At 70.2% G+C, this 17,233-nt stretch carries 16 protein-coding genes; 6 read left to right on the top strand and 10 right to left on the bottom strand.

The features are described from left to right. Positions 1-373: 373 nt before the first annotated feature. Positions 374-1,237, bottom strand: coding sequence for an SDR family oxidoreductase (locus tag ACIRL2_RS27790; RefSeq protein WP_402235414.1), 864 nt, complete (start codon positions 1,235-1,237; stop codon positions 374-376). An 85-nt stretch (positions 1,238-1,322) separates the two neighbouring features. On the opposite strand from ACIRL2_RS27790, the gene ACIRL2_RS27795 reads away from it, so the two are divergent. Together ACIRL2_RS27795 and ACIRL2_RS27800 are read left to right on the top strand one after the other, a co-directional pair. After that, entirely contained in the window at positions 1,323-2,561 is a 1,239-nt protein-coding gene (locus tag ACIRL2_RS27795; RefSeq protein WP_402235417.1) for an AraC family transcriptional regulator, read from the top strand. An 81-nt stretch (positions 2,562-2,642) separates the two neighbouring features. After that, positions 2,643-3,539, top strand: a complete 897-nt coding sequence (locus ACIRL2_RS27800) for an aminoglycoside phosphotransferase family protein (RefSeq protein ID WP_402235420.1) — start codon at positions 2,643-2,645, stop codon at positions 3,537-3,539. Positions 3,540-3,626: 87 nt separating this feature from the next. Here the strand turns inward: ACIRL2_RS27800 and ACIRL2_RS27805 are convergent, their stop codons facing one another. Further along, positions 3,627-4,142: a hypothetical protein gene (locus ACIRL2_RS27805; protein ID WP_402235423.1), complete on the bottom strand. Its 516-nt coding sequence runs from the start codon at positions 4,140-4,142 to the stop codon at positions 3,627-3,629. Positions 4,143-4,399: 257 nt separating this feature from the next. Continuing rightward, a complete protein-coding gene (locus tag ACIRL2_RS27810) occupies positions 4,400-5,053 on the bottom strand; it encodes a TetR/AcrR family transcriptional regulator (protein WP_395868759.1) in 654 nt (217 codons plus the stop codon). Positions 5,054-5,168: 115 nt separating this feature from the next. On the opposite strand from ACIRL2_RS27810, the gene ACIRL2_RS27815 reads away from it, so the two are divergent. From ACIRL2_RS27815 to ACIRL2_RS27825, 3 genes are all read left to right on the top strand, one after another. After that, entirely contained in the window at positions 5,169-5,588 is a 420-nt protein-coding gene (locus tag ACIRL2_RS27815) for a Dabb family protein (RefSeq protein ID WP_402235425.1), read from the top strand. A 421-nt stretch (positions 5,589-6,009) separates the two neighbouring features. Beyond that, positions 6,010-6,573 (top strand): dihydrofolate reductase family protein, encoded by a 564-nt coding sequence (locus ACIRL2_RS27820; protein ID WP_395868755.1) that lies wholly within the window; start codon positions 6,010-6,012, stop codon positions 6,571-6,573. A 328-nt stretch (positions 6,574-6,901) separates the two neighbouring features. Continuing rightward, positions 6,902-7,609: a hypothetical protein gene (locus tag ACIRL2_RS27825; protein ID WP_402235427.1), complete on the top strand. Its 708-nt coding sequence runs from the start codon at positions 6,902-6,904 to the stop codon at positions 7,607-7,609. A gap of 523 nt (positions 7,610-8,132) precedes the next feature. Here the strand turns inward: ACIRL2_RS27825 and ACIRL2_RS27830 are convergent. The 5 genes from ACIRL2_RS27830 to ACIRL2_RS27850 form a co-directional block, all read right to left on the bottom strand. Next, positions 8,133-8,507: a hypothetical protein gene (locus tag ACIRL2_RS27830; protein WP_395868751.1), complete on the bottom strand. Its 375-nt coding sequence runs from the start codon at positions 8,505-8,507 to the stop codon at positions 8,133-8,135. A 100-nt stretch (positions 8,508-8,607) separates the two neighbouring features. Continuing rightward, positions 8,608-8,931 (bottom strand): hypothetical protein, encoded by a 324-nt coding sequence (locus ACIRL2_RS27835; RefSeq protein WP_402235429.1) that lies wholly within the window; start codon positions 8,929-8,931, stop codon positions 8,608-8,610. Positions 8,932-9,091: 160 nt separating this feature from the next. Next, a complete protein-coding gene (locus ACIRL2_RS27840) occupies positions 9,092-11,443 on the bottom strand; it encodes a PQQ-binding-like beta-propeller repeat protein (protein WP_402235432.1) in 2,352 nt (783 codons plus the stop codon). A gap of 505 nt (positions 11,444-11,948) precedes the next feature. Next, a complete protein-coding gene (locus ACIRL2_RS27845) occupies positions 11,949-12,560 on the bottom strand; it encodes a nucleotidyltransferase domain-containing protein (protein ID WP_402235434.1) in 612 nt (203 codons plus the stop codon). Between the two features lie 174 nt (positions 12,561-12,734). Beyond that, positions 12,735-13,445 (bottom strand): hypothetical protein, encoded by a 711-nt coding sequence (locus ACIRL2_RS27850; RefSeq protein ID WP_402235437.1) that lies wholly within the window; start codon positions 13,443-13,445, stop codon positions 12,735-12,737. A 593-nt stretch (positions 13,446-14,038) separates the two neighbouring features. Here ACIRL2_RS27850 and ACIRL2_RS27855 point away from each other — a divergent pair. Beyond that, positions 14,039-15,103: a penicillin-binding transpeptidase domain-containing protein gene (locus ACIRL2_RS27855; protein WP_402235438.1), complete on the top strand. Its 1,065-nt coding sequence runs from the start codon at positions 14,039-14,041 to the stop codon at positions 15,101-15,103. Here the strand turns inward: ACIRL2_RS27855 and ACIRL2_RS27860 are convergent. Next, positions 15,063-15,389 carry an ATP-binding cassette domain-containing protein gene (locus tag ACIRL2_RS27860; RefSeq protein ID WP_402235441.1) on the bottom strand — a complete coding sequence of 109 codons (327 nt, stop codon included), beginning with the start codon at positions 15,387-15,389 and terminating at the stop codon, positions 15,063-15,065. The two genes, ACIRL2_RS27855 and ACIRL2_RS27860, sit on opposite strands and share 41 nt — an antisense overlap. 537 nt (positions 15,390-15,926) lie before the next feature. After that, a complete protein-coding gene (locus ACIRL2_RS27865) occupies positions 15,927-16,937 on the bottom strand; it encodes a hydroxyacid dehydrogenase (RefSeq protein WP_402235444.1) in 1,011 nt (336 codons plus the stop codon). Between the last annotated feature and the right edge of the window lie 296 nt (positions 16,938-17,233).

Below are 17,233 nucleotides of genomic sequence, written 5' to 3' on the forward strand. Positions count from 1 at the left end.
CGCGGTCTTCTCCACAGCATTGTGACCGCGACGACGCCCGCCAGGCAGGCAATCATCCCGGCACAGCCCAGCTCCGACGGCAGTCCGGTCGCGCCGGAGGTGTCGGGCGGGTGCGGCGGGTCGTGGAGCGTCGCACGTCTCCGGTGGCCGCGATGGAGCCGCCGTCCGCCGTCCGCCGTTTGCCGTCCGCCGTCACCGCCGGTGCGGGCCGGCCGGGGGCGCCACATGTACACCGTCCGGGGGAGCCCGGGCAGCGTCACGGCCGCTTCCACCACGCTCCCGATCCGATCGGCCTTGCTTCCTTCGGGGCGTCGTGCCGGCCCGGTCGATCGCCGACGGTCGACGTCACCCCTCACCCGTCACCCGTCACCCGTCAGCCCTTGAGCGCGGCGCGGAGGGCTGGGGTGTGCTCGGCGGCCCAAGTGGCGAAGGTGCGGCCTGGGCGGCCGGTCAACTCTGCCAGGGTAGGCAGCACTTCCTCGGGAAACTGCACTCGTCGCGCCTGATAGTCCAGGACCTTGTCGACCACCTGTGGGGGCCGGCCCACGGCCCGCATGCGTTCGCGTGCCGCGGCGGGGGAGAGCTCCTCCCAGGACAGCGGAAGTCCTGTTGCCTCCGCGAGGGCGGCGAGCTGTTCGGCCTGGGTGATCACCGCAGGGCCGGTCAGGACGTAGCGGCGTCCGCTGTGGTGCGGCTCGGTCAATGCCAGTGCCGCCACTGCCGCGAGGTCGGCTTCGTGGATCGGGGCCGTCGCGGCAGCGCCGTAGGCCGCCTGCACGCTTTCGCCGGCGCGCAGGTCGGCCATCCAGTGCCAGGCGTTGGCCATGAAGCCGTGCGGGCGCAGGAACGTCCAGTCCGGCACCGCTTGTTCGACGAGCTTCTCGACCGCACCATCGGGTCGCGACGGATCGTCGTCGGCAACCACGGAGGACAAGTAGGCGATGCGGCGGATCCCGGCCTCAACCAGTGCCGCCACGGTCTCCTCGGCACCGTCCGCCTTCACGAACGGCCAGACCAGAAAAACTGCTTCGCACCCACGCGCGGCCGCGGCCACCGTGGACGGATCGGTCAGGTCGGCACGGACGAGTTCCAGTCCGTCGGCGTCGGCGAACCGCGAGGTCTCCGGGTCCCGCACCAGCGCCCGTACCCGATGCCCGCCGTCCAGAAGGGCCGCAACAAGGGCTCGTCCGACCGTCCCGGTCGCTCCGGTCACCGCAATGGGCAGGTCTGTGGGCATGGCAACGCTCCTGGAGGCAAGGCCTCTCGCAGGAGGCCGGTCACGGGGTCTTCCACGACCGTAGAACGGGACGGGAAGTCACCCAATGCCTCATCGTCTTCGGAAAATACGCAGACGTATCGGGGTCGAGACCCTCGCGCCGGCATGGCCCCGCGGGATCGCCGAGGAGGCTGAGGAACCCGAGCAACCCGAGCAACCCGAGGAAGCGGACGAAGCGGACGAAGCGGAGGAAGCCTCGGAACCCGAGGTCCTCGTGCCGGCGACCGGCGAGGTGGCTACTAGCGTGTCGGGCATGGACCTGCTCGGCGACGTCGTCGCCACCATGCGCGCCGGAGTGCCGCGGTCGGCTCGCGCGCAGTGGTACGCCCCGTGGGGGCAGGAGTTCCGCCGCGGCCCCGGCGCGGGCTTCGTCGTCGTGCTGCGCGGCCCCTGCGTACTGCTGCGGCCGGACGTCCCGCCCCTCCCACTCGGTGTCGGTGACGCCGTGTTCCTGCCGCACGGCGACGGCTACGCCCTCGCCGAACACCCGGACAGCCCCCTCGCCGCCCCGACTTGCGGCCCCGACGGCACTCCGGTCGACCCGCCGGCCCCGGCCGGCCGACCACGCGTGCTCGAAGAACGCTTCGCCGCACCACCGACGGGAGATCGCACCGCGCTCCCGCCGGGCGCGACTCCCACGACCGTCACGCTCTGCGGCGCGTACCACCTGGACCGCGCACACACGCACCCACTGCTCGACAGCCTTCCCCCGGTCGTGCATGTCCCCGCGCAACTCGGCGGAGCGCCGGGCGGCGGCGGCGACGACGGCGCACGTGCCGGTCTGCGTTCCACCGTCGAACTGCTCGGCGCCGAACTGGGTACGGCCCGGCCGGGGACCGGCATCGTCGTCCCCGCACTGCTGGACGCGATGCTGGTCTACATCCTGCGCACCGGGTACGCCGAGGCCGCCGCGACCGCCGCCGGTACCGTCGGCCACCCGACCCGCGGCTGGGCCGCCGCGCTCGCCGACCCGGTCGTCCGCGCCGCGCTGGACGCCGTCCACGACAACCCCACCGCGCCCTGGACCGTCGAATCCCTCGGTGCTCACGCCGGCCTGTCGCGCGCCGCGTTCTCGCGCCGCTTCACCGCGTTGGTGGGCCGTCCCCCGCTCGCGTACCTGACCTGGTGGCGCCTGACCAGCGCGGCCCGACTCCTCCGGCACTCCGACGCGCCGCTGGCATCCGTCGCCGACCAGGTCGGCTACGCGTCCGAATTCGCCTTCGCCAACGCCTTCAAGCGTCAGTTCGGCACCCCGCCCGGCCGCTACCGCATTCGTGAGAAGTGACGGCGCCGGTAGGCCGGTTCGGGTGAGATGTTCCGGAGGGCGAGAGTCGCTTCGGCTGCCGTCTCGGTACTGTGACTTCCCATGACCGACGGCGAGATCGAGATCACCGCAGAGCTGGTCCGCGACCTGCTGCGGGAGCAACATCCAGACCTTGCGGGGCTGGCCGTCCGCGAGGTGGCGGGCGGCTGGGGCAACCAGATGTGGCGCCTCGGGGACGATTTGGCCGTGCGCATGCAGCGCATGGACCCCACCCCGGAGCTCCAGCTCAAGGAGCGGCGGTGGCTACCCGTACTGGCCCCGCGCCTGCCGCTCCCGGTGCCGACCCCGGTGCGGTTCGGCGAACCGTCCGAGCGCTTCCCCAAGCACTGGACCGTGATGACGTGGGTACCCGGCGAGCCGCTGGACCACGGCTCGATCAGCCGCGGCGCCCACGCGGCAGACACGCTGGCGGGCTTCCTCCGAGCGCTCCACGTGGAGGCGCCCGTCGAGGCGCCGATCGCCACGGACCGCGGTGCCCATCCCGGGAACTGCACGGACGGCTTCGATCACTTCTTCGAAGCCATCGCCCCCGAAGACACCGCCGCCGACGTCCGGGCCGTCTGGGACGACGCCGTCGCGGCCCCCGCGTGGGAGGGCCCGCCGGTGTGGGTGCACGGCGACCTCCATCCCGCGAACGTCGTCGTCTCGGACGGAACGCTCTCGGGCATCGTCGACTTCGGTGACCTGTTCGCCGGCGATCCGGCGTGGGACCTCGCCGCCGCATGGGTGCTGCTACCCGCAGGCACGGCCGCACGGTTCTTCGACACGTACGCGCATGCGGACGAGTCGGCGATCCGGCGCGCCCGCGGGCTGGCCGCCATGAAGAGCCTCTTCCTGATGCTCATGGGGCGGAACGGAGATCGGGGCCTTCCCGGCGGCAAGCCGAACTGGGGACCTGCCGGCCGCGCGGCACTTGATCGTGTTCTGAAGGGCGTTTGATGCCCGCAATCTTGTTTGGCGTTCAACGTTTCAGGCTGAACGGCGTCCAAGCGCTGGGTCGTTCCTACGAAACCGTCCAGATTCGGCTCACGGACGACTCCCGGCGATCACTGCACATGCAGCCGAGCGGATGGCTCCACCCCGACGACAATGTGCGGCGCCGGCGGTGCCGGTGTCGGCGGGTTCTTGGATGTCCTTCGCGGGCGGGCGCCGCGCGGGGAGGAGTTCGGGTCGGGCATCTTGTTCAGTCTCCTGGAGGGGGGACCGCGCGGGGCGCGGCGGGTGCGGGATGAGGCAGGCGGCCGCGCAGGCCGCCGGCGCAACCGCGCCTGCCGGGGCGAACGCCATGCGGTACCCGTCCAGGGTCGGCGCCGCCACGGCCACGCCCGCCGTGTCGGCGAACAGGCGGGTGTGCTGGGCCAGTACGGTGGCGACCACCGCGCTGGACAGGGCCTGCCCGATGGTGCGCATGAGGACGTTGAGGCCGTTCGCCGCGGCGGTCTGCTCCAGCGGCACCGCCCGCGTGATCAGCATGGGCAGGGCGGAGTAGGCGAGCGCCGTACCGACCGAGACCACGGCCGCGCCCGCGATGACCGCCCACAACTTGGCTGCCGGCGGGCAGGCCGCACTTGCGAGCGCCTGGACGGCCTGCGGGGAAGCCGACGGCAGTCGGTCGGACGGCTGAACCGACCGCTCATCGACGGCCGTCCGCGATCCTCGACCGCACGAGCCGACCGTGCGTGCATCGTCCGAGGCGACCCGGCCGTCCTCGGTCGCGGTCGGTCGCTCCTCCAGTGTCAACAACGCTGGTGGGCAATACAGCCGGGTCGTCTACGTGGCTTGGTTGTTTCCCGTCGACGTCATGCGGGGTCGGGCCGGTACGCGCGTAGGAACGTGTCGACCGCGGCGGCGGCGATCGCGTGGGTTTCGGCGGCCGTCACTTTGCGGCTGCCCAGGTGGGAACGCGCTTCCATGGGAGCGGTGAGAAGCGCGAGGAACTGTTCCGCTGCCTGCGCGGGTTCGCACGGGCGTAGGCGTCCCGACAAACACAGTCGGGCCAGTCTGTCGGCGAGGGACTCGGCGATCCGGATCGAGGTGCGTCGGTGGACGGCCTCGACAAGGTCGGGGAAGTGGACCACTTGTGCGTGGGTGAGGCGTCGCAGCGCGGTGGAGCGTTCGTCGCAGCAGAGCACAAGCAGTCGGTACGCGATGTCCTCCATTGCCGCCGTGAGGTCCTCGCCGGGTGCGCGCAAGTCGTCGACGACGGCGAGGCAGTCGGTTTGTACCGCGTCCGCGGCGGCCTCGACGGTGTGCCGGAACAGGTCTTCCTTGTCGGCGAAGTGGTTGTACATCGTCGGTTTGGCGACGCCGGCCTCGGCGGCGACTTCCCGTACGCCCGCCTGTTCGTAGCCGTGCCGCGCGAACACCGCGAAGGCGGCGTCGAGGATCGCTCGCCGCTTGTCGATGCGCCCGCGTGGCGCGAACCGTTCCCTTGGAGGAGCTGCTTCCGTCACGTGCGCAGCATACTGCGGGTCAACGAATCTGACCCCAGCGGTTCACTTTTCTTGTCTGCGTGTGTCAGAGTACTCACCAGCCTACTTATCTGAACCAATGGGTTCATTGAAGGGAGTGGCCGTGATAGCCAGCCTGCAGCGCTTCGCGTTCAAGGACGAGACAACCGAGGAGGAGCGAGTCGAGGTGCTCGCCGCCTTCAGGCGGACCGCGAGCGTCGAGTCGGTGGCGTTCTCGACGGTCGGCCGCGATCTGGGAGACCCCGCCGAGGGCTTCACCCACGCGTACTTCTGCGCCATCGCGGACCTGGCGGCATTGGAGCGCTACATGCACGACCCCGTGCACTTGGCGGGCGACTTCGTGATCCTTCCCCGGCTGGCGCGGCTGATCGCGGTGCGCTTCTCCGACGATTCGTCACCCGATCCGGCCGACGCCATCGCGGCGATCTATCAGGCGAAGGTGCAGAAATATCCGGAATGGGAAGAGATGCTGAACGCGATTCCGGACGTGAAGGTGGCGGTGGAGTCAACGCGTTGAGATCTGCGGATTCCGTGAGTCTGCGCCGGTTGCAGATCTCGATAAGGCGGGCCCGGAGCGGTCACGGCTGCGGCGGGCGGTAACAGACGCGGATCCTGGTGTGACGAGCCGTTGATGCGCTGAGGATCACTCGGAATGTTGAGGGCGTCGGCCCCGGCCGGTTCGGGTCGGGGCCGAACCTGTTGCCATGCGGGGCGAATGGGTGGAGGAGACGGTCGGGCCGGACCGCGTCGTCTGCGCATTTCCGGGATCGTCCCTGCGGCCCCTGGCGTGTCGACCCCGATTATCGAAACCGACTCTGTGACGAGGCGACGGACCTTTCGGTGGTCGTCCGAAGGAAAGGAGGTGAGCGCACCGCTCCCGGCTCGCCTTTGTCGTTCGGCGGTCCTACTGTCGAAGGCGTTCACGAGGAGGATGTCTGATGCGCAGCGTGACCTATTCGATGAACGTTTCGCTTGACGGCTATATCGTCGGGCCGGACGGCAACTTCGACTGGACGGCGCCCGACCCGGAGGTCTTTCGCTTCTGGATCGAGGAGATTCGACAGGTTGGCGTCCACCTGTTGGGACGACGGCTGTACGAGACGATGCTGTACTGGGAGACCGCCGACCAGGATTCCTCGCTCGACGAGGCCGAGTTGGAATGGGTCGCGCTCTGGAAGCCGCTCCCGAAAGTGGTGTTCTCCACCACGCTGTCGGCGGTACAGGGCAATGCCCGCCTGGCCTCCGGCGGTCTGGCGGAGGAGATCGAGCGGTTGCGAGCCGAGCCCGGGGAGGGCGACATCGCGATCGGGGGCGCGACTCTCGCCGCCGAGGCGGCCGCGCTGGGTCTGATCGACGAGTACCAGGCCATGGTCTACCCGGTGCTGGTCGGCGGTGGCATTCCGTTCTTTCCCCACGGCGAGCGCCGGGTGGATCTCGAACTCGTCGAGACCCGCACCTTCGCCTCGAGATTCGTCTACCTCCGTCACCGCGTGGCACGTTAGCCGGTTCGTCCGCCGAGTCCGGTGAAGCCTCGGACGAGGTCGGCGGCTGCGGGAAGGTCGGGACAAGCGTCGAGGACGCGGTCGGGCCGGCGCGGTCGCCGCTGCTCAACGCTGCGGGGCGGCGGATGACCCGCGGCCGTGGCCTGGTCGACGCCACCGGGCGACCGTCGCCGCCTTGACGGCCGGGCGCCGCGCTGCGGAATCGTCACCGAACTCGAAGCCGTGATCACCGGCCCTGACCACAAGCGCAAGTAGGCAACGGACGTTCGAGGCATCGATGGGGCTCGGACGTTGCTGGGTGGCGGCGGCCGCGTGCGAGGATGCTGCTGTGCCGGATGCGATCGACGCGGTGGACTGGGGCTCCATACCGGGCCATCCCGACTGGTATGAACCCGAGCGTGCCGCCCGTGGTCTTCGTGTTCTTTCCGAGGCAACGAACCTGGTACGGGCGGCGGAGGCCGGCTCGCAGCTCGGCGGCGGTGGAATACTGCATGGCCACAGCGCCGCCGTGTTCCCCTCTGCCGTGATCGCGACCCCGCTGCTTCTGGACATCGCCCAGCGGGGTCACCCGGCGGCAAAGGCCGCTGCGTTGGGGCTGCTTGACGAGGCTTTGTCATGCACTCCGCACGCCGGGTACACGCGGGTGGTGGCTTCCGACGGCACTGCGGTTCCCATCTGCTGTGCCATCGCCCACCATCTGCGAGCTCGCGCCGATTTTCTTGTCGGGCTGGGCAGGATGGGCAAGTCGCTTCTGGCCGACGCGGCCGTGCACTGGCGCTTCGAGATCCGCGAGTGCGTCGCCGACGGCAGCGCTACGTCAGCCTTCGGCATCTTGGCCGGTTGTCTCCCCGACGGCGCGCATGCGGCGGAAATGCATCTCGCCGGTGCCGTCACCGTGCTGAACGAACTCACCCTCGAATACCCGCCCGCCGAGGGTTCTCCCGAAGCATGCCTGCGGGTGATCTCCCGGCATCCGGGCGAACTGCCGCCAGGTGCCGTGCTGTTTCCGGCGAAGTGCGGAGATCGCGTGCACTGACCGGCCTCGGGGCTGCAAGAAACCTGTCGGTACAGGGAGCGGCCGACCTCAACCGCCACACCGCGCGAACGGACCGCGTCCGCGTCCGTCCGTCGAGCGAAGGACTGACGACCGGGTGCCACGCCCGCGGATCGATCGCGGGCGGCGTCGGGCGGGGCTCGGCCGCCCGAGTTCGAGATCCGGCCGATCCTCGTCGGCGGCGGCAACGTCCGCATCAGGCGCATCCGGGCCTCGTGCACCAGCGTGCCGACACCACACCGCCCACCGCGCCGACCGGCGCAGCCACCACGCCCCACCTCGCAGATCGAGGACGTCCGCCGACCTGGGCATGCGAGCCCGCTGATGCCCGCGCCCGTCGGCAACTCGGGCGCGGGGCTTCACCCGAACCATCGGGCGCCCCGACCTGACAGCCGGCGCCTTCCACAACGTCCGGTCAGGGAGAGATGCCACTATCTTCAGCCGAGTTGACGCCAACTTCGAAGCTCGGGGCCCGCCGTGTCCACGCTCGTTGGTGTTGCGCCTGTCACCAGATCCACATCCCGCCGGTTCGGCCGCGCTCGTCGACGCCGACCAGGTGGGCTGCCTCGGGGCCCACACGTGAGGCAGGCCCCAGCGGGATGGCGAAGCGGTGTTCCCCGAAGTTCACGGCGAGGATCCGATCCGGATCCAACTCACAGCCGTCGACGGTCTTGCCGATGTAGCAGCGCAGGAGCTCCAGCGACCCCCGTGCGGGAAAACGCCATTCGCGCCCTCCGTACGATCCGAAGGGGTCGCTCAGCGCCCGCAAGACCGGTCCGTCGAAGTGCAGTTCGACGTAATCACGGACGAAAGACACGGCGCTGACCTCTTGGCCCATCAGCAGTCGGCAGGGGTCGTCCGGGTCGTTGACGATTTCCATCGGCCCATGCTGCCAGAGGCGTCCATCGACCTGGTCACGCGACCGCCCGTGGCTGATCGAGAGGACCACGTGATCGTCTCCGGGGTGGTGGTGATGATCGTCAGGAGGGGCCAACAGGACCAGTGGCCGCAGGAGCAGCCCAGGAGCGGAGTGGTGCCGGTGGAGGGGTCGGCGAATTCGGGGCCGGGTCGCCGAGGAAATGGCGTACGGGGTCGCCGACCTCGGAGAGGTGAAGGCCCTCGTGCTGGGCGCGCAGAAAGCGTTGTTCCTCGGCCGGGCCCTTGCCTAAGCGCTCCCGGCGCCAGAGGTCGTGGGTGGCATCGGCGGCGTACGCGCGCAGATCCGTACCGTCTATGCGGAAGCCCCACCGAAGGGCCGACGGCTGCTCGCCGATGGGGTAGTTCAGGAACTCGATACTGTGCATGGCCGTCATCCTGAGGGGCAACGACCGTTCGTGCGCTGCCTTTTATGCGCGGCTGTCCGAATGCCGGACACCGGCGGGCCGAACATCCGCCGGCCGCCGGCCGGACGACAGCCTCGCTGACGCGGAGCGGATACCGGCGTTGACCGACTTGAGCGGTCTGTCAGAGGGCGATCGCCCGCAGTGCTCCGACGTCGTCCGAAACGTACACGACGCGGTCCTTGACGCAGATTCGCGCCGATCCTCCCCTGGCCTCCGGGACGACCCACTTCACGCGGCCGGCGGCGGCGTCCAGTGCGGTCAGGCCATTCGTCGAGGCGACGTACACGACACCGCCGTCGACCGCAGGCGTCGTGAGCGGCCCGGTCAGTTCGCGCAACCAGCGTTTTGCTCCCGACACACCGGCCAGCGCGGTGACGAAGCCGTCGGCGCTCGACGTGAACAACGTACCGTCGGCGGCCACCACGGTGCCGAGGTTGTCGAATCGCCCGGCGACCGTCGCGCTCCACTGCAAGGTGCCGGTCCGGGGGTCCGCCGCATCGATGCGACCCGCGGCGGGCATCCAGCAGACGGAGTTGCCCAGGGACGTGACAGTCCCGTGGAATGGACGGGAGGCCCCGCCGGAGCTCTGCGGTTCCGTTCGCCACAACTCCCGGTGTTTCACCAGGTCGATGGCGATCAACCCACCGCCGTTGGTGACCAGGTACGCGACATCCCCTGACGCGGTGGGCGGGGCGGACAGTCTCGTTGCCAGTGGGAGGCCCCATTGGACCTCGCCGTTGGTCGGCTCGACGGCCCAGAAAAAGGCACCCTCCGCGGGAACGGTCATGTTCCAGGAGCACAGCAACCCCCCGTCGAAGCCGAAGCCGGGGGACTGCCTCGGGGTCGTCGCGATCTGCCAGCGGATCCGCCCCGTTTCCTGTTCCACGGCGGTCCTGCGGGGGTTGGCGTCGACGACGTGCACGAGGCCGTTGGCGACGACGGGCACCATGTGGGGGACGGGGACCTCCTCCAACTTGGGATCGAAGGTGGGGACGCGCCAGAGGTCTCGTCCGGTACGGGCGTCGAGGGCCGCGAGTTCCTTCCCCGCGACACTGACGAAGACCCGACCGCCGGATACGACCGGAGTGCCGAGTGCCCGGCCGGGAGAGCCGACGTCGCGGGACCAGAGCACGGGGGGACCCGCCGGCGTGCTCGGCTTCGAGTCGTGGCGGCGTCGGAGGAACGCCGCGGTCGGGAGCCCGAGCGCCAGAGCGCCGACACCGAGGTAGAGCGACCGTCGGCGACTCGGGCCGGCAGGCCGGCCGCCCGAATCCGTAGGGGGCGAAGGGTTCGCCGCGGCCTCCGGATCCCGTGGGGGCGGGACTTCGTGCGGCTGCCGAGTCGAGGTCGGCGCCGCGGCCCCGCCGTAGTACATCCCGGGTTTCGGAGGACTGGGGATGCGCGGGTACCCGTGCGGTGTCGGCGGGGCGGAATCGGATGCGATGCCGGAAAGCGGCGCGGGCGCCGCGGATATCGGGGGGGCGCCGGGAGTAAGTGCGAGCCAGGGATTCGCGGCCCGCGCCGAATCTCCGAGGTCGGGATCTCCGCTGCCGCCCCCTGCGGCCTGCTCGGCCCAGTCCGAGCCGAGCACGTCCGTAGCCACGCGCACCACTTGGTGGAGAACGCCGGCGGGCAACCAGGCCGCCTCGCGGCTCGGATCACTGGTGTCGACCATGTTGTCCAGCTCCGCCACGAGTTCCCTCGGCAATGGCCGGTCCTGCGGGCGCTTGGTCAGACATGCCTGGACGAAGCTTCGGAACTCCAGCGGTACGCCGTCGAGATCGGGCTCATGAAGCGTGATGTTCGCAAGCAGAACCGGCAACGGTCCCTCGCCGAAAGGCAGTTTGGCAGTCGAAGCGTAGGCGAGGACGATCCCGCACGAGAACACATCGCTGGCCGGACCGACTTCGGCCGTCTCGAACTGCTCCGGCGACATGAAGGCGATGGAGCCGAGGGTTTGCGACGCGCGGGTGAGCGAGGTCGCGCCGGCCAAGTGGGCGATGCCGAAGTCGATCACCCGCGGCCCATCCGCCGTCAACAAGACGTTGGACGGTTTTACATCGCGGTGGACGAGGCCCGCGGCGTGGATGTGCTCGAGCGCAACCGCGAGCCCACGGGCCAAATGGCGCACGGTTCGCACCGGCAGCGGGCCGTGTGCGGCGACGGCGTCGGCGAGCGTGACGCCCGGCATGTAGGCGGTTGCCAGCCACGGTGTGGCCGCGTCCGGATCGGCGTCCACCAACCGCGCGGTGAAGACGCCGGTGACGGCTCGCGCGGCGGCGATCTCGCGGGTGAATCGACGGCGGAAATCGTCGCCGGCCTCCAGTAGATCGGAACGCACCGTCTTGACCGCGACTGTCCGGCCGCCGGGACCACGCCCCAGATACACCCGGCCCATGCCGCCGGCGCCCAGCCGACCAACCAGGTTGAAAGGCCCCAGCCGGCGCGGGTCGTCGTGGTGCAAGGGCTCCATGGTTCTCCTGTACCGCGCTCGATTTCCCACACCCTGCCAGTCGCTGTGATCATGGTCAAAAGGTCAGCCAAAAAGCGCGACGCGCCCGCGCATCAGGTCCTGTCGGGCAGTCGTGCCGAGATGTGATTCCGGGGGCAGGGGGCGCATCCCGGCCGTCCGCGCCACGATTGTCTTGATCCGCAAGGACGACTCGGCGGCGTCCGCGTCCTACCGGCGTGCCGCCTCGGCTTCGGCTGCCGGCGTGCCGTTGGTGCCGGGGAGGAGGGACGTCGTCACCGGGTCGAGTGCGGGTGCCCGCAGCGGAACAGCGGTTCGCGGGTGTCCAAGGGCACGCGAACCGGTGGCCTGGGTGGCGGCCATGCGCGAAGTCCTGGCCACGCCCGAGCCCCGAGGTCCGGCGGCCCGGACCGGGCGATGAGTCGCGACCCGTCGCGGTGCGGGGCTGGGGGCAGGCGGGTCCGCTTGCCGCGTTCCACCTGGCCAAGTGCCGTAGCTGCGGCCGGCGTTACCGCATCAGCCGGTCCGCCCACGGATGCGGTCCGTAAGTCCGAGTGATGGCGCGGACGAGCCAGTGCCGCTGATCGTCGGTGAGTGTGGGCAGGGCCGCGTCGAGGTCCGCTTCGTCCTTGGGTCGTGGCTCCATGGCCTTGTAGAAGAGTTGCACCTCCGGTGCGAGGTAGGGGATACCGTCGGCGGAGATCAGGCCGAGCGTGTCGATCGGTCGACGTACTCGCGGATCCCGGCGTGACACCCACTCCTGGTCATCGGCTTCGTCGAGCATGACCTGGATGCGCCAGGGTTCGCCCGGTGCCGGCTGGCACCAGATATCGTGAACGCCCTCGGGAAGAGCCTCGCCGGATGCCCACGGGCGCAGATTTCCCGGTGGATCGGCGGCCCACCACTTCCAGTCCGGTAGAGCCTGTTGCACGGCGAGTTGGTCGCGCCGCAGCAGCAGGACGTCAACGTCGCCGTGACCTCGGACGCGGTGGCCCACCGCGAGTTCGATGGCGAAGCCACCCGCCACCCACCAGGGGGTCTTCAGGTCGCGGAACCGGTCGGCGACCTCGGCAAGGGGCGCGGGATCCCACCTGTTCAAGGGGGTGTGCTCGTGGGTCATGCCGTCCATCCTGTTCCGTAGGCTGCTTCGAGGTGCCGATGGCCTGTAGGAGTCGGGTGCGCGGCGCGAGCGATACGCCGGCAGGGGCCGCCCCTCGCTGTGGGGAACTCTGCGTCCTGGCAAACGCCACGAGTGATCCGCAACCGGCAAGGCGTTCCCGGACCTACGGTGCGGTCACGTCCGTCGCGTGGGTGTCGTGCCGGTGCTGCGGGCCGAGCACGCGCAACTCGTCCAGCACCGTGGTGTTACCGGGCGGAGGAGTGAAGATCCGCAGGCGCTGGTCCGCCGCGGGTGTCGCCGGCACCTCGCAGTCCAGATCGATCCTGCCCAGGTCGGGATGCACGAGCCGGTACGGGTGCGACCTACGCACGGGACCTCGTGCCGGTCCCACAGCGCCGTGAATTCCGGGCTCGCGGCGCGGAGCCGCGTCACCAGCGAGCGGGACGCCTCGTCGTCGCCGCGACGGGTCGTCGCGGCCCGCAGGTCGGCGAGCAACTGCCGGGCCTGCTCCTCGTGTTCCTCGACCGCGAAGCGACCGCGGACGTCGGGGTCGGTGAACCAGCCCAGCACGATGTTGCGGTCCTGTTCGGCCACCGTGCACACGCACCCGAACAGCGCGAGCGCCAGGTCGTTCTGCGCCGGCAGGTCGCCCAGATCGCTCACCATCTGCACGGGCACGTCCTCCAGGCGGTCGAGGAGGTACCGCAGGCCGGGCCGCAGGTACTCCTCGGCCCGCGCGCCCTCCGGCGGGCGGTGCCCGGCGAGCAGGTACAGGTGGTCCCGCGCGTCCTCGGTCAGCCGCAGCGCGCCCGCCAGCGCGGCGAGCACCTGGACCGAGGGCTGGGGTCCGCGGCCCTGTTCGAGCCGCATGCTGTACATCGACATCGACCCGAACGACTGTGAGCCGGACGTCCCGGCACGCGCTCCGGGGCCCGACCACCTGCGGAACGCGGAGGTCCTCCTCGCGCACGACATGCCGGCCATCAGGGCGCACGTCCTCGACGTGGCCGCGCTCAAGGGCTCACCCACCCGTGTCGTGCCCGCCGCCGGTGAGAACTCGGGCCACGTCTGGCCGCACACGTGCGCCGCGATGCTCGCCGGCGAACCGGGGACACCCCTGGAGACGTTTCCCGCGGCCTCAACGGATACGTCTTTCGCCCGCGCGGAACCGCGGCACGGATCCGCGCGGTGCTCGGTTCCTGAGGCGCGACGGTCGGCGTCCACCTGCCGGGCGGCTGTACGAGACGATGCCGTACGCGACGTACCCCGCGTTTCTCGGGTCCGCGACACGGGAGGACAGTGCACCATCGGGTCCACGACCAGGGGTGATAGCCAATTCCTTATCGGTTTCAGGCCGATACTTGTCTTGGACCCGCGAGATTTTCTCCGCTGTACTGAGCGGCATGATCATCATTGACCGGCGTCGCCACGGATGGACCCACAGATTTCGCCCGAGTGGCGTGGCGGCCGTGGGTGTCGTGCTGACCACGCTGGCCACCGGTTGCGGCGTGCTGTCCGACGACAAAGCAACGGTGGCGGCCTCGCAGACCCCCGACAGGAGCGCACCGGCGGCCGTTTCCTCGGCGCCGCCTCCGACCGTGTCCTCGGCGGCGCCCACGGTGCGGCCGTCCTCGGCCCCGCCCACCTCGGGACCGGGATCGTCCACGCTCGTCCCCGCGCTCCAGGACGCCGCCGTGCGGGCTGTCGGGCAGAACTCGGCCGCTTCCCTGGTGGCGCTCGACATGCGCAATGGGGAGATCGTATCGACGGTGCATCGACAGGCGGGTATGTCGGGTGCGGTCGCTCCCGGTTCGACGTTCAAGATCGTGACGTCGTCGTTGCTGCTGAGCAAGGGGGTGGTGTCGCCGAACGCGAGTGCGCCGTGTCCGGCGAACTCCACGGTCAACGGTCAGAACTTCCACAATGTCGGCGGCATGTCCATACCGAAGGCAACGTTCCGCGAAGTCTTCTCCCGCTCGTGCAACACCGCGCTCATCGACCTGCGCGGGAGGATCGGTGACCGCGAACTCGCCGACTTCTCCACCAAGTACTTCGGGCTCAACAGCAACGCCTGGAAGGTTGCCGCCGGCCAGGGCACCGTGGACGGCGTGGTTCCCGCCGCGACCGGCGAGAACGACAAGGCCGCCCAGATGATCGGGCAGGGCGCGTTGAAGATGAACCCCCTAACCATGGCCTCCGTCGTGGCCACGGCCGTCACGGGCGAGTTCCATCAACCGATTCTCGAACGCGGCATGGATGTCCATACCGTCAAGGCCAAGCTTCCGAATGGCGTCAGCAGCTCCATCAGGACCATGATGATCGACTGCGCAACCACCGGCGCGGCCAAGGACGTCTTCCGCGGCATGTCCGGCGTCGGTGCCAAGACCGGAACCGCCGAGGTCGGTGACGCCACCAACGGCTGGATGGTCGCCTTCCGCGGCAACATCGCGGTAGCCGTCTACGTCGAGGGCGGTGTGTCGGGTTCCGGTGCCGCCGGCCCCATCATCCGCGATTTCCTGACGGCGGTGGCGCCCACGCGGTGATCGCGGGCGAAGCGCTCCGCCACCGCACACGTCCCGCGTCGAGGGTGTCCAGCCCCGCGGCGCAGTGCAACAGCGTCGACTTGCCCGATCCCGACGGTCCCATCACCGCGGTCCAGGTCCCGGCCGCGAGCGAGAGATCCACTCCGTCGAGGGCTCGCACCCGTGCGGAACCTGCGCCGTACGTCTTGACCGCGGGGTCGAGCTGTACCACCACAGGGTCGGGACGCGGCCCGGCGGCGCACGCCGCCTCGGACCGCTCCGACTTCCACCGCGGATAACCGCCCATGGTCGCGACTCCCTTTCGCCGCCCCGCGGACCTCGCCGAGCGGTGGGACGAATCCACCGGCACGTCGGTCGCGGAACACGCCGGGAGGCAACCGGATGCCGGGGATGCCCAGGCATACCCGAGCCTTGCCGTACGGTTCGCGGCCGGGGTGGTGGACTCGAACCGTCCGGGGGAAACGCGGCCCGCCGTCGGTGTCGATGGGAAGACCACTTCGCGAGGGTCGCTGTTCCGCGTGCCGGCCGCGGCAGCCGGGTGTCGGCGACCCCGGCCCGCCGAGAGCCCACTGCGGCGCCCGGTCCGACGAGTCCGCAGGGCGGGTTCGGGGCCGAGAGGTGTTTGCCGCGGGCCCGACGTCTCGCAACCCTCGCCGACGTCTCACTCACGTTCGATGACGTGATGCCCGTGGCTGTGACCTGGTGGAAGCGGGTGCCGAGCAGTCTTGCCCGGACCCTGGCACGCGGTACAGCATGATCTTGCGTGACGTCGCCGATCGAGGGTTCCCGGGGAAAGGAGCCTTGTCGACAGTGCCTGGCGGTGTCAGGCGAGCGAGGCGGCGCGGGCGGGGTCGATGGCGTGCCGGAGCGGCCGGTTCTGGGTGAGGAGGCGGAGTTCGTCGAGTACGAGCTGTCCGAGGCGGTGACGTTCGGCGCCCAGGGCGCCGGCCAGGTGGGGTGTCAGGACGACGTTGGGGAGGGTGAACAGGGGCGAGTCGGGGACCGGGGGTTCGGGGTGCGTTACGTCGAGTACGGCGGTGAGGTCGGGCCTGGCACGCAGGACCTGCGCGGCGGCGGTCTCGTCGATCAGTGCGCCCCGCGCGGTGTTGATCAGTGTCGCGCCCGGCCCCATGGAGTTCAGCAGCCGTTCCCCGATCGAGCCGCGGGTCTCGGGCAGAAGCGGTGCGTGGAGGCTGACGACGTGACAGGTGGCGAAGAGTTCCTCGGTGGAGATCAGCCGGACTCCCGCGCGCCGGGCGGTTTCCGGGGAGGCGACGGGATCCGCGGCGAGGACCTCGACGTCGAAGCGGGCGAGGTGGGCGGCGACGAGCCGGCCGATGTGCCCGAGTCCCAACAGGCCCACCCGTGACCGGTAGGCGCCCGGGACGTCGGGGTCGGTGGGGAAGCGGCGGCTCTGCGCCATCTCCCGCTCGATGCGGTGGGCCTGCTTCAGTCCGAGGAGGACATGGGCGAGGGTGAACTCCGCCACCGGAACGGCATTGGCCGCGGCGGCGGAGACGATCGGGATGTCGCGCTCCCAGAAGGCGGGTGTGGTCAGGTGCCGGACGGATCCCGCCGCGACGAGAACGGCCCGCAGGCGAGGGGCACGTGACAGGAGGGCGCCATCGAGGACGGGTGCGCCCCAGCCCGTGAGCAGAAGGTCGACGGTCCGCAGCGCATCGGGGTCCGCGTCGAGCTCGTGCCGGGTGAGGGGCGGCCCCTGCCAGTGCACGAGCCGGCCGATCTCGGCCAGCACTTCGGGCGGGTAGACGTCGGCCCGGCGTTCTTCCTCCATGACCAACAGGGCTGTCGGTGCGGTGGCCGGTTCGTTCATGTCGGGGTGGTCTCCTCGGCCTGTGCGGTGGTGGACCGTCGGCCGGACGGTCGGCGGTTCCTGATCGGATGTGGACCGTCGGCCGGTCGGTCGGCGGTCCCTGCTCGGGTGTGATGGCAAGCGTCCGACCGAACGTCGCGGATCGGTGTGGCCTGTGCGTTGTCGGGCCCGTAGCTCGCAGGAACCATACATCGGATCATTGAAATGTCATCGCCGTGACCTTGGATGCCCGATCTTCTTCGTTCGGGTGGCTGTGGTGGAGAGTGGGACGCGCCCTGGGGTGAAGGGTCGTTCCC

The sequence above is a fragment of the Embleya sp. NPDC127516 genome (genome assembly GCF_044765325.1).
Classification (GTDB): Bacteria; Actinomycetota; Actinomycetes; order Streptomycetales; family Streptomycetaceae; genus Embleya.